The following is a 12,404-nucleotide window of genomic DNA, read 5'->3' as shown; positions in this document are numbered from 1 at the left end:
TCCAGAAATGAACCTACTCTTGCAAAAAGAGTGGTTGCCATTGGAACCACTCCCAGAGGTAGGCGGCAAGCCCCCGATCCACATGAATGCGCAGGGTCTCGGCATCGCCGTGCCGGTATACGGTGCCCATCACGCCGGCGAACGGCATGGCAGCGCAAGGCCCGGGATTGTCAGGATCGATCGTCGTTGCTTGCGCCAGGAGATGACGCACGCCGTTCCCCTTCGCCTCGAACAGGCGCAAGGCGGAACTGACGGTCGAGACCGCATAGCCCTCATCATGCCATCCATCACGCAAATCAGAAGCTGACAATCCGATAACGAGCAACCGGTCGCGCGCGACACGCACCGCATAACGATCACCGAAGGCAAGCCCAAGCGCGCCGACCTCCTGACCGAGATCATGGCGGGCAAGGAAGCGGTCGATGTCACCGCTGACCAGGCGCTGCGGAACACCGTTGACGGCGCCGACCGCTATCGTTCGGCCTGCAAGGCGGGCATGCGCCCAATCCGGCTCGGGCTGCCATTTTGCGGCGACATCAAGCATGGAGGCGGCTCCCTTCCTCATCAAATGCGCAAGCGGGGACGATGCGCGCCCGCCTGACGTTTCGGAGGTGCTGCAGTTCGATGACGTCGCCCATGCGGGACAGGCCGCGCTCGATCAGTCCGAGCGCGATCGGCCTGTGCAGGGCTGGGCTGAAGTAGCTCGACGTGACATAACCGGTGCTGCGAAGACTGTGGCCATCGCGCTCGATGCCATGCGCGCCGGTCGGTAGCACACCCTTGCCGTCGATCGCTTCCAGCCCGACGAACTGGCGACGATCCGAGCGGGCGGCATCCTCGGTGATCAGCGAGCGGCGACCGATGAATTCCACCTTCTTTCGTTCCAGCGGCGCGGTGAGGCCGAAATCCATCGGCCGGCTGGTGCCGTCGGTGTCCTTGCCGATGACCACATAGCCCTTTTCCGCGCGCAGGATCATGAGCGCTTCGAGGCCGAGCAAGGTCGCGCCAAAAGCCTCGCCGGCCAGCCTTAGCCGCGCCCACAGTGCGGCGGCGTGGTCGGCCGGCACCGAGATTTCGTAGGAGCGCTCGCCGGTGAAGCTGATGCGGGCGATCCGCACCGCAACGCCTTCGAAAGCGCCGGACACGACGGCCATGTGCGGCAGGGCCGCATCGTCGAGCGTGAGGCCGAGATCAACGGTCTCCAACAGTGCCCGCGCCCGTGGGCCGGTGACCGTCAGCGTTGCCATCGCGGCCGTCGCGTTGTGAATGAAAACGCGCCGGCGATCGAAACGGTCCTGCCGCCATTCTTCCAGCAGGGCATGCACGCCCGCCACATGCGAGGAGGAACAGGAGACGATGAAGCGGTTTTCATCGAGCCGCACCAGAACGCCATCGTCGTAGATGTTGCCGCCTTCCGTCAGGATGAAACCGTAGCGGCAGCGGCCGGGCGCCAGCGTCGACATGGTGTTGTAGTAGATGAAATCGAGGAAGGGCGCGGCATCGGGGCCGATGACCTCGATCTTGCCGAGCGGCGAGCCGTCGAAAATCGCGACGCCCTCGCGCGCGGCCTTGGCTTCGGCCTGGATGCATTCTTCCGGTGCCTCCGTGCCATAGAAGGCCGGCCGCAGCCAGCCGCCATAGTCGCGGAACACCGCCCCATCGGCCCGATGCATCTTTTCGAGCGGTAGCCGGCGGAGCGGGGCCATGCGCGTGCTGGAGCGGGCACCGGCGAAGGAGGCCAGCGGCACCGGCGTGAACGGCGGACGATAGGTCGTCGTCCCCACCTCGGGGATGCGCCGGCCGGTCAGTTCGGCCATGAGCGCCAGACCGTTGACATTGGAGGTCTTGCCCTGGTCGGTCGCCATCCCGAGCGTGGTATAGCGCTTCAAGTGCTCGACGGAGACGAAATTCTCCCGCACGGCCAGTTCCACATCCTTGGCCGTGACGTCGTTCTGCAGGTCGATCCAGACCCGTTCCTTCGCGCCCGGCTTCGGCCAGGCCGCGACGATGCCGAGGTTCCGGTCCGAACCGTCGGCAAGCGCCGCCGGCAGGTGGAAATGCCCTGCGGCAGCGCCAACCACCTCGACACCCTCGACCACCCGGCCGGGAACGAAGGCGAGAATATCGTCGCGCCAGTCGAGTTTACCCTGCGCCTGGCAATAGAGATGCACGGTCGGTGTGAAGCCGCCCGAGACGAGCACGGTGTTCGCTTCCAGCACCGTGCCGTCGGAAAGCTTGACGGCGTTGACGGCAGCGCGGCCGATCGCGGTCGTAACGGTCAGGCCCTTCAGCACCCGCACGCCGGCGGGTGACGGGGCGTCCGTGCGGTAGTCGACGACCGTAACATCGGCACCGGCCGCCGCCAGCGCCTCGGCGGTCTCATGGGCAAGCCCGTTGTTCGTCGCAACGACGACCTTGCGGCCGGCAGCGACGCCGAAGCGGCGGAGGTAGACCAGCGCGGCCTCGGCCGACATGATGCCCGGCAGATCGTTGTTGCCAAAGGGCAGTGGTCGTTCGATCGCGCCGGTGGCAAGCACTATCGACCCGGCCCGAACCCGCCACAGTCGATCCGGCGCACCATCCGAGCCCTTCTGGTTGAGGCCGACGAGATGGTGGTCGTAGATGCCGAAAGCCGTCGTGACGGTCAGCACCATAGCTCCGGCCCGCTCCAATTCGGCGGCGACCTCCGCTGCCCATGCCGCACCCGGTTTGCCCTCGATGGTTGCCGCGCGGAAAAGCAGGCTGCCACCCACCTCCCGGCCATCGTCACACAGCACGACGCGCTTTCCGGCGCGCACCGCGTTGCGGGCGGCAAGCAGACCAGAAGGCCCCGCACCAACCACCAGCACGTCGCAGTGATGGTTGATCTGCTCAGCGAAGGCCGGCCCTGTTGCTGTCTCGTCCAGTGTCCCGAGGCCTGCCATCTGCCGGATGCGCGGCTCGAAGTGGTGCCAGTCGGGGAACATGAAGGTCTTGTAGTAGAAGGCGGCCGGGATGAAGCGCGAGAAGGCGTCGAGGAAGGCCTGGCGATCGTTTTCCGCGCTCGGCTCGGCATTCACGCTCCGCACCCTAAGACCGTCCGCGGCCAGCGCCTGCGTGGCGCGCGTGTTCGGCATACCGCCGGCTATGTCGACAAGGGCGTTCGGTTCTTCGACGCCTGCCCCCCAGAGGCCGCGCGGACGGTGGTATTTAAAGCTGCGGCCGAACACGCAAATGCCTCCGGCGAGAAGCGCCGAGGCGACCGTATCTCCTGCAAAACCCTCTACCACTCGGCCGTCGAAGGTGAAGGCTAGCGGCCGCGACCGGTCGATCGCCGTGCCGCCGTCAGTGCGCCATGCCGTCATCGTCGCCTCCTTCCCCAAGTGCTGCGGACTGCGCCACGCGGTGATGCACGGTGTCACGCTCCATGCGGAAGATTTCGCCGCAGGCCATGTGCATCCAGATTTCGTTTGCGGTCCCGCGCGGGTTGTTGCGCTCGTAAAGATAGGCGGTCCACTCACCGTCCGTCACATCGCGAAACCCTTCCGGACGATGGTTGCCGGCATCGCCCCCGAAGCGGAATTCGCTCTCGCTCCTCGGTCCGCAGAAGGGGCAGGGGAAAAGCTGCATGGTGGCCTCCTAGTGCGCGATTCCGGAGCCGGCGGCCTCGTCGATCAATCGCCCGCGTGAAAAACGGTCGAGGTCGAAGGGGCGGCTGACATCGTGATGTTTTCCTGTCGCCAGCAGATGAGCGAGCAGCGTGCCGCCGGCGGGGATGGCCTTGAAGCCACCCGTTCCCCAGCCGCAGTTGAGAAAGAGGCCCGGCAGCGGGCTTTCGCCGAGGATCGGCGAGGAGTCCGGCGTCACATCGACGATGCCCGCCCACTGCCGCATCAGCTGGAGCTGGCGGAATGACGGGAACATTTCGAGCAGCCCCGCGATGACGTCTTCCAGCACCGGCAGGTTGCCGCGCTGGCCATAGGAGGGAACGCGGTCAAGCGCCCCGCCGAGAACGAGTTCGCCCTTGTCCGACTGGCTGGCATAGGTGCCCGTGCCGGGAGACAGCACGACGGTGTCGAGCACCGGCTTGATCGGCTCGGAAACGCAGGCCTGCAAGGCATAGGACGTGATCGGCAGGCGGAAGCCGGCCTTGGCCGCGAGATGCGAGGAATGGCCGGCGACGACCATGCCCGTCCGCTCTGCACGGATCTCGCCGCGGCTGGTCTTCACGCCGCGGCACCGCCCGCCTTCGATCAGAAATTCCTCCACCTCGCAGGACTGGATGATGTCGACACCGAGCCTGTCGGCGGCGCGGGCGTAGCCCCAGGCCACCGCATCGTGTCGCGCCGTGCCGGCCCTGGCCTGCCAGACGCCGCCGAACACCGGGTAACGCGCCTCCGGCGAAAAATTGAGGAGCGGGAGGACGCGGCGCACATCCTCGACGCTGAACAACTCGGCATCCGTGCCGTTGATCTGCATGGCGTTGGCGGTCCGCGCCGCCATTTCCATCTCCGCCTCTGAGTGGGCGAGCGTGACGATGCCGCGCTGGGAGAGCATGATGTTGTAATTGAGGTCCCGGCCAAGCGTCTCATAGAGACGGAGCGCCAGGTCATAGAGCGCCGTGCTTTCCGGGAAGAAATAGTTAGAGCGGACGACGGTGGTGTTGCGCCCGGTATTGCCGCCGCCGAGCCAGCCCTTTTCGATAACCGCAATGTTGCGAATGTTGTGCGTCTTGGCGAGGTAATAGGCCGTCGCCAGCCCGTGCCCGCCGCCGCCGATGATGAGAATATCGTAGCGCGGCTTCGGCGCCGGTGAACGCCAGGCCTGCTGCCATCCCTTCTGGCCCCGGAGGCCCTCCTTGAAGAGCGAAAAAGCAGAGTAGTGCCGGGTCATCGCAAAACACCCGCACGCGCTCCTGCCGAGCGGTGGAATGGCAAGGCCGAGTGCTGCTTCATGCGCTGCCCCATGGATGAAGATGAAGGAACCAGTCGACTGATCTGCACTATCCGTATCACTCTGGACACAAATGTCTAGAGATTTGCAGCAGACTACACGCCCGATTGATCTTCTGCCGGCTATCGCCTTGGGAGCACCCGCGTACAGATATGCCCACCCTTCAGCCGTCCGGCTGAACACGCCGCATCAGGGTTTCAAAGGCCTGGACCTCATCATCCGATGCCTGGCGGCCGGTGAAGCTGAGGAGGTAGGGACGCAAGAGACGCAGCCGCATTTCCCGGTCGTCGCGCATGCCGAGTGTGAAGTGACCGATCTGCGTGAAATAGAGAACCCGGGCCCGGATGAAGGCCTCGGATTCCGGATAATCATAGCGCAGAAACATGCGTGTGAGCGCGTCGACACGTTGGTCATCGGCCTGGTCGACAACACCGCGCACGGCCGCGTCCACCTGTCCCCAGGATCGCACCGCCGCGTCGAGGCGCGGGTCAAACAGGGTCGGGTCCACCCAGCATTCGAAAATCTGGCACACCGCCTTCGTCACGGTCGGCGCGGCGCGAAGGGCGTGCTTTAGGATCGGGCTGGTGTTCTTGCGAAGCCAATAGTCAAGCAGTTCCCTGTGCAGTTCCTGCAAATCGGCAAAGAACCAATAGAAGCTAGACCGCGACACCGCGAGTGTCTTGGCCATGACCTGGATCTTCACGTTGGCGATACCCTCGTCGGTGAGCGCCGCGATGCCCGCCTCGATCCAGGCCTCACGGCTCATGCGACCGGCAGCCTGCCTGGTGGCGCGGTTTCGTGTGCCCGAGGGAGTCGTTGTGCTCGCCATTCTTCTCCCTCAATCGATCGTGTCACCGCATCTGGCGGATTTGGGAAGTCATGATGCCCAATGGCAAACGGATATCAAGTTGGGAGCGCAGGCCGCGGTGCCTTGTCTGCGGTGCCTTGTCTAAAGAGACCCCCTTGGATGTATTCCATCAAAGGGGACTTCCTGCGCCTTAAATTGACCGGATGCTTGCTATCGCGGCGATGAAATCCGCCTGCCGGGACATTCCGGATTTGGACAGGATAGCCTTCACATGCGTCCGTACCGTTTCCGGGCTGACGGACATTTGGAGTGCAGCAGAAACGACATTGTTTCCGGCTGCCAGCGCACGGGCAATTTTGGCCTCCGCGGGCGTCAGGTCATACAGTCCCTGGATGGTTTCCGCCGTCGGTACGCGCGTCCGGTCTATCGGCGTAACAACGAGGAGGGCGGCCGCGTTGGTGAAGATATCTCGCGCGTTGCCTTCGACGGCGACAATGTGCACGACGGCTGGCGGGTGCTGTTCGACTTGCGGCAATGGAAAAGAGCGGCTCGCCAGGCTGCCGTGAACCCGCCGTTGTGCCAGCCCCTCGGCCAGCAGTCGGTTAGCGGCGGCATGATGGAAGTAGAGGCTGTCGTATCCTCCGATCGCGATCTGGGGGGCCATTTCCTGCAGGAGTTGATTGGTGCCCAGGACGCGGCCCTCGCGGTTGAGCACTGCAGATGGCAACCCGCTCAGTTGCAGGGCCTCGACCGCCGCCTTGATCCTCTCGAATTCAAGCCGGCTGGACATCATTGCCGCCCGTGCCAGGTGGGGGCGAAGCTGATCGAGATAGCCGATCGCGGCAGGTGTGACGGGCCCCGTGCGCTTCTTCTTCTCCACCGCGAAAATCATCCGGTCGCCGCTCGGAGACGTGATGAATGTCGATGTGCCGAATCCGTAGCCGAGCGGCTTCATCACCTCCGTAAAAATGGGCTGCGTGTTGTAGTCGTCCTCGGTGAAGTAATCCGCCTCGTCGATAAAGCCGTGGTGATCGATAGTCAGCAGCTTTGCAGCCCTGGTGTTCCTGTTGATCCAGCCTTCTTCCAGCATCTTCTGGCTGAGATCATCGAGGGAAGCGGAACTGATGACGCGCATGCTGGTGGCGCTGGTGTTGAACAGGGCCGTGCCGTGGGCGCCGGCTCCCTGGGCCATCACGTCGAGAACTTTGTCCCAGGTCTCCGGAACGAAGGCTGCCTCGTAGATCAGGTCCAGTGCTTTCACGACTTCGTTCATCACAACCCCGGAACGGCGGACTACTCAGGCACGTCCTTCCAATTACTGGCATCCGATCCTGAATTCCCGGTAAACGTGCGCAAGGTATGTCGCGGCCCTGAGACTGATCGAGGGGTGAAGCTTAATGACAGAAGCGGAAAACGAGGCTAGGCGCCTCCGGGGCATGCACACCAGTGCGCCCGACGTCATGCGCCAGACAGGTTTCAGCATGTTCAAAGTCTAGGAAGTAACCGAAGGCCGCCATACGGCTGTGGCGAAGATGGCCCGCCTCCACTTCGTCAGAGGAACGGGGTGGCCGTGGGACCTGATGGTGGTCGACCCTGACGATCAGCGCCCACTGTCAGGGGAGCCAGCGCTGGACGCAGCGAGAGCAGTCGTGGATCTCTTCCGTGGAAGACGATCGGAAGATCCGGTGCGTCAGATTTTGGATGCCATGCCGCAGGGAGAGCGACGACAGATGGTGGAGATACTCACGCGCCTGATCCAGGCTGCTGCAGTGTCATCGGCGAAGGCTCAATGAGCTTGTGGACGTGTCGCAAGATGTCGTAGGGAAGTGGGTGTCTTCGGCCGCGACCTGTCGAGCTTCTCCTGCGCGTTGCGCTTGCGGACCTCGTTCGCAAGCTGATCTTCGACTGCACTTTCCGACCGGTTGACCCATCCGACTACAACCAACTTCCCCGACTGATCCGCAAATGCTGGGTCGAGCTTTACCCACCCCATATCTCAAAGGCGTCGGTCAGGCCGTTCCTCGATGAGGACGCGATTGGAAGCCACCTGGACGCTTTTCTACAGCAGGAAATCCGCTTTCGTCAGCTTGATCGCATCGTCGAAATGCAGGACGAAGTTCGCCTTCCCATCGCCGTCGGTGTCGCCGTAGACGTAGGTGTCCGACGCCTTCTTCTCGTAGCGAAGCTGACCAGCTTTCTTGGTGAAGTGTGCGGTGCCGATGAACGAGATCGATTTCAGTGGTCGTTGGCCCACTAGCGAGCGAAGCGGCGTTCCACGATTTCATGCAATTCCTGCGGCACCAGAACGCTCCAGTTAAAGCGGGCCGATCAATCTGGCTCAGATCAACCCGACCAACCTGCATGCGTTCCAGAATGCTCCCCCAACCCTTGACAGGTCCGCCAAACTCGCCGATGACTGCGCCATGCCATTTGCGGGTATGATGTAATGGTAGCCTGTCAGCTTCCCAAGCTGAACGCGCGGGTTCGATTCCCGCTACCCGCTCCAGGCGCGCTTCATGCCGATGCAACAACTGGCGCCGAGCCGGGATCGGTTTCTTCGCCGTTGGCGACCGCGGTCGGTCGGTGTGCGGTCTTGTTCCAGACAAACGGCTTGTTGCGCAATTCCGCCACCGCGCGCCAGGCGGCGACGGAGATCAGCATCCAGTAGGGGGCGACCAGCCCCCATCGCCAGCCGACGGCGGTCCGTTCGCGCCGGTCCATCGGAGCGCGGCCGAGCGCGATAAAGACCGCGTAGCTGCCGAAGATGTTGGCAATGTCGATGACAAAGAGCGACAGGTGGAAGACGCCCGGCGCGTATGGGCCTTCGCCCGCCATCCGCCAGGCGACATGGCCGACATAGGCGATCAGCAGGGGATGGGTGAGCGAAGAGAGCAGCAGGCCGCCGATCAGCACCTGGAACACGGCAAACGGCATGACGCCCATTTCGCCCACGACGCGAACAGGCTGGCGCATCAATACAAGCCAGGTCTGCAGCCAGCCCTTGAACCAGCGGGTGCGTTGGCCGAGCCAGGTGCGGATGTCTTCCGGGGCATCCTCCAGCGTCGGCAGGTCCACCGTGTCGCACGTGTAGCCCATGCGGTACAGCCGCAAGCCCAGGTCGGCGTCTTCGGTCACATTGTGCGGATCCCAACCGCCGCAGCGCTTCAAGACCTCGGTGCGGAAGTGGTTGGACGTGCCGCCGAGCGGCATGGGGAGACGTTTGGCGGCGAGCAGCGGCAGCAGACGGCGGAAGAGGGCCGCGTATTCGAGGGCGAACAGCGCGCTGATCCACGACGCCCCCGCGTTCGAGATCACCAGCGGCGCCTGCAGGCAGGCCAGCTCTGCCGGCCCCGACCGGAACATTGTCCAGGCCTCCATGAGTTGCCCGGGGTGGGGGCGGTCCTCCGCGTCATAGACGACGAGGAATTCACCGCGCGCGGCCGGCAGCGCATAGGACAAGGCCTTCGGCTTCGTCCGCGGCAGGCCGGGAGGCACCGTGACGATCTCGAATTGCGGCCCGAGCGGCAGACTTCGCAGGACGTCGAGCGTTGCTGCGTCGTCGGCCTCGCAGATCAGCTTGATGTCGAGGCGGGAGCGCGGCCAATCGAGACGCTCAAGCATGCCGACCAACTGCCTCGCGACGTCGGCCTCGCGATAAAGCGCGACGAAAACCGAGTAGACGGGTCGCGCCGCGGAGGGGGGGGCGAGTTTTAGTGGCGGGCCGCTGCGACGCGGTCCGAAAAGCGCAGACAGGCGAATGACCAGGGCGGACAGGAAGAGGAGAGACAGGATCACGTGCATCACCGCGATCGCGATCAGCGGCACGGTCGCAGCGGCAAGCAGCGCCCCCGACAGGCTCATTCCGGCGTAGAACCCCTGCCGACCCCAGACGGTGAGCCGCGCACTGTGTTCCGGAGTTCTCTCGAACAACTGGCGGGTCGTCTCGCGCGAACGCCGTGCCGCGCCGGCACTCCAGACGGCATCGCGCATTGCCTGCGGAGTCGTGACTGCCAGGCGGGTGCGCAGCAGGGGAAAGCGCTCCAGCGTGTCCTGTAGGAGTTCGATCCGCCCGGCCATCGGCACGATCGCGGTCAGCGGCGGCTGTGACTTGAACGCAAGGCGCACGTTCTGCGGCCGCACGAGTTGGGTGTCGATACCTTCGACGTCGACGATGTGGGCCGGGTCGATGCTGTGCAAGAATGGCAGGCCGAGGATTTCGGCGAGCGCCTCGTAGTAGGCCTCGGCGCGCACCGATCCGCAGGACAGCAGTTCCGTCTCCAGCGACGTGCCATTGCGTGTTGCCCGCGAAAGCAGACCGGAGATCAGCGGCTTGGCGAAGCCGAATCGTTGAAGGATCCTGGTCTCGGCGAGGAGATGCGGGGAGATCGCGCCGATCGGCGCGGGCGAGCCTGTCCGGTCCGCAGCAAACGGGATTGCTGTGGAATTGGACGTCTGATCGGGATAGTCTGCCAGTCGCATGCGGCCAGCGTCGCATCCTCATGATGCGGCGTCCCCTCTAAACCCCAAGTTGATAATAATGCGGCAAGGCGGAATTTCTTCAAGAAAAATTTGCGTACTCGTCGCGCTATGCGTGCTGATCGGCCTTGCCAGCGGCAGGACGGCCGCCGCTGACCCGACCGGGCCGGCCACCTTCCCGACGAGCTTCGACAGTCGGGAGCGGATCCCGAAGCCGGACCTGTCCGCGGTCGCACGGCTGCGGTTTCTGACGACGGTCGATTTCCCGCCGTTCAACTTTATCGATCAGACCGGCAAGCTTGCGGGTTTTCACATCGATCTCGTGCGGGAGATCTGCAAGGAACTGGATATCATCGCAAAATGCCAGATACAGGCGTTGCCGTTTGCGGAACTGCGCGAGAGCCTGACGGCGGACGCGGGCGAGGCGGTCGTCGCGGGCATGGCGGTCACGACGGGGCTGCGGCGCGATTTTGCCTTTTCCCGTCCCTATCTGCGGCTGCCGGCTCGCTTCGCAGTGCGCGCCACCGCGGTTCCGGAGACCGGAACTGCGGCGGCACTGACGGGGCGCCCCGTCGGGGTCGTTGCCGGCAGCGTGCACGAGGCGATGCTGAAAGCTTATTTCCCGACGCTGAACCCGGTGCCGTTCGGTACGCTCGCCGACATGCAAGGTGGCTTGGCCGCGGGCAAGGTGGATGCGGCGTTCGGCGACGGCCTGCAGATGGCTTTCTGGCTCGGCGGTCCGGGTGCCGGGAATTGCTGCCGGTTGTTCGATGGTCCCTATTTTTCCGATGCCTTTCTCGGTGAAGGCCTGACCATCATGACGCGCAAGGACGAACCTGCGGTCGGCGGGGCCATCGACCATGCGCTTCTGTCGCTTTCGCGCAGCGGTCGGCTGGCGGAAATCTACCTGCGCTATTTTCCGGTTGGCATCTACTGAGGGAGCCGGTGGCAACCTGAAGGCGGCTCGCCGTCAGTGCCGGCGCAAACGGGCGATGGCGGCGCGCTCGATGGCCGCGCAGGTGAGCTTGTCGAGACCGAGTCGGTCGCGCAGCATCTGCAGCAGGCGAATTTCCTCGTTGCGGATGCGCTGGTCGGCGGCTGCGATTTCGACGGCGAGTGCATAGGCCGTGTCGACAAAGCGGGCGGGAATGCGCTCGCGAATGACCTCGAGCGTGACATCGAGACCCTCCGGAGCCGCGAGCAGGACCGTGCATTCGCGGGCAGCGTGCAGGATTTGCGCTTCGTCGAACCCGTCGAAGACGGGCAAGGAGCGCGCCAGGCGGCCGATGAGGGCCAGTTCCGCATCGGTCATCGCATTGTCCACAGCCGACATGATCACCATCACTTGGACGAGGGCTTCCTGCAGGTCGTAACGTTCGTTCATCGGGGTCTTTCAAGGCTGCTGGTGTTGGGTATCGCTCATGGGGTCGCCATGGCTGGTGCTGTCTTGCGGCCTGGTTCCGCGGCGGCGCGGATCAGGACTAAACAGCCCAAGGCCGGCCTGCCGTGCGGTTTCGGCGTTGGCCGCGAGGGGCGAGTCAGGATGGGCTTCGGCCCAGCCGTTTTCCACAAGCCACTGCGAGAGGTCCTTGCCCGCCAGCGTGCAGCGGGCAATGGCCGTGCCGCTCCATTCTGCCGACGGCACCTCGCAGTCGATCGTGCGGCCGCGCACCAGATTGGCAAACGCCGTGCGCGCCATCCGCCCGCATGGCCATCCTTCTCCGGATGCGTCCGTGCATTGGCGATTGACCGGGACCGGAACGATCCGGTCGAGCTCCAGAATCTTGCCGCCGATGCTGAATCGGCCGGCGGCAAGCACGATCGGGCGCGCCAGCGCCACGGGTTCGGCCACCGGTGGGGGCAAGCCGCCCGGAGAAGTGTCCGCATGATCGGGCTGCATCTCGGCCGGGTCCGCGGCCGGGGCCGTTTGCGCGACGCTGTCCGCTCCTGCGCTATCGATTGCTGCCGCGCCTGCCTCCGGCAAGGGCATGGGAATATCGTCCTCGCCGGCCGGGCCGATGGTGCTGGGGTCCGGCACCTCGAGCGTGAACTGCGGACCGCCGGCAGCTTCACGGTCTCGGATCTGCCCGGCGCCAAGGGCAATAATGAGCACCGTCGCGCCGATACAGGCAAGCCCCCCGGCAAACGTCTGGCCTTGGGACTTTGCCGCAGACGACGTCAAGGAAAC

Annotated in this window: 11 protein-coding genes and 1 tRNA gene; 2 read left to right on the top strand and 10 right to left on the bottom strand. The window is 64.5% G+C overall.

What is annotated here, in order from left to right:
* Window positions 1-13: 13 nt before the first annotated feature.
* The 7 genes from J2Y48_RS01120 to J2Y48_RS01090 form a co-directional block, all read right to left on the bottom strand.
* Window positions 14-544 (bottom strand): sarcosine oxidase subunit gamma family protein, encoded by a 531-nt coding sequence (locus J2Y48_RS01120; RefSeq protein ID WP_310411413.1) that lies wholly within the window; start codon window positions 542-544, stop codon window positions 14-16.
* On the bottom strand, window positions 537-3,344 hold the full coding sequence (locus J2Y48_RS01115; protein ID WP_310411410.1) for a 2Fe-2S iron-sulfur cluster-binding protein: 2,808 nt from the start codon (window positions 3,342-3,344) through the stop codon (window positions 537-539). Before J2Y48_RS01115 ends, J2Y48_RS01120 begins: the two co-directional genes overlap by 8 nt.
* Window positions 3,325-3,609, bottom strand: a complete 285-nt coding sequence (locus tag J2Y48_RS01110; protein ID WP_310411407.1) for a sarcosine oxidase subunit delta — start codon at window positions 3,607-3,609, stop codon at window positions 3,325-3,327. Before J2Y48_RS01110 ends, J2Y48_RS01115 begins: the two co-directional genes overlap by 20 nt.
* 9 nt (window positions 3,610-3,618) lie before the next feature.
* Window positions 3,619-4,872, bottom strand: coding sequence for a sarcosine oxidase subunit beta family protein (locus J2Y48_RS01105; protein WP_310411404.1), 1,254 nt, complete (start codon window positions 4,870-4,872; stop codon window positions 3,619-3,621).
* Window positions 4,873-5,095: 223 nt separating this feature from the next.
* Window positions 5,096-5,761, bottom strand: coding sequence for a TetR/AcrR family transcriptional regulator (locus J2Y48_RS01100; RefSeq protein ID WP_310411401.1), 666 nt, complete (start codon window positions 5,759-5,761; stop codon window positions 5,096-5,098).
* Between the two features lie 169 nt (window positions 5,762-5,930).
* Window positions 5,931-6,932 carry a LuxR C-terminal-related transcriptional regulator gene (locus J2Y48_RS01095; protein WP_310411398.1) on the bottom strand — a complete coding sequence of 334 codons (1,002 nt, stop codon included), beginning with the start codon at window positions 6,930-6,932 and terminating at the stop codon, window positions 5,931-5,933.
* Window positions 6,933-7,799: 867 nt separating this feature from the next.
* A complete protein-coding gene (locus tag J2Y48_RS01090) occupies window positions 7,800-7,994 on the bottom strand; it encodes a hypothetical protein (RefSeq protein ID WP_310411396.1) in 195 nt (64 codons plus the stop codon).
* A gap of 178 nt (window positions 7,995-8,172) precedes the next feature.
* On the opposite strand from J2Y48_RS01090, the gene J2Y48_RS01085 reads away from it, so the two are divergent.
* A tRNA-Gly gene (locus J2Y48_RS01085) sits at window positions 8,173-8,246 on the top strand.
* An 8-nt stretch (window positions 8,247-8,254) separates the two neighbouring features.
* Here the strand turns inward: J2Y48_RS01085 and J2Y48_RS01080 are convergent.
* Entirely contained in the window at window positions 8,255-10,219 is a 1,965-nt protein-coding gene (locus J2Y48_RS01080; protein ID WP_310411394.1) for a glycosyltransferase, read from the bottom strand.
* Between the two features lie 58 nt (window positions 10,220-10,277).
* On the opposite strand from J2Y48_RS01080, the gene J2Y48_RS01075 reads away from it, so the two are divergent.
* Complete coding sequence (locus J2Y48_RS01075; protein ID WP_310411391.1) at window positions 10,278-11,153, top strand: transporter substrate-binding domain-containing protein; 876 nt, start codon at window positions 10,278-10,280, stop codon at window positions 11,151-11,153.
* 33 nt (window positions 11,154-11,186) lie between these two features.
* On the opposite strand, the gene J2Y48_RS01070 is transcribed toward J2Y48_RS01075, so the two are convergent.
* Together J2Y48_RS01070 and J2Y48_RS01065 are read right to left on the bottom strand one after the other, a co-directional pair.
* Window positions 11,187-11,600 carry a tellurite resistance TerB family protein gene (locus J2Y48_RS01070; RefSeq protein WP_310411387.1) on the bottom strand — a complete coding sequence of 138 codons (414 nt, stop codon included), beginning with the start codon at window positions 11,598-11,600 and terminating at the stop codon, window positions 11,187-11,189.
* A gap of 9 nt (window positions 11,601-11,609) precedes the next feature.
* Window positions 11,610-12,398, bottom strand: coding sequence for a thermonuclease family protein (locus J2Y48_RS01065; RefSeq protein WP_310411384.1), 789 nt, complete (start codon window positions 12,396-12,398; stop codon window positions 11,610-11,612).
* Window positions 12,399-12,404: the final 6 nt, after the last annotated feature.

This window comes from Mycoplana sp. BE70 (assembly GCF_031455855.1).
Lineage (GTDB): Bacteria > Pseudomonadota > Alphaproteobacteria > Rhizobiales > Rhizobiaceae > Mycoplana.
This window is presented reverse-complemented; position numbering and strand designations above follow the sequence as displayed.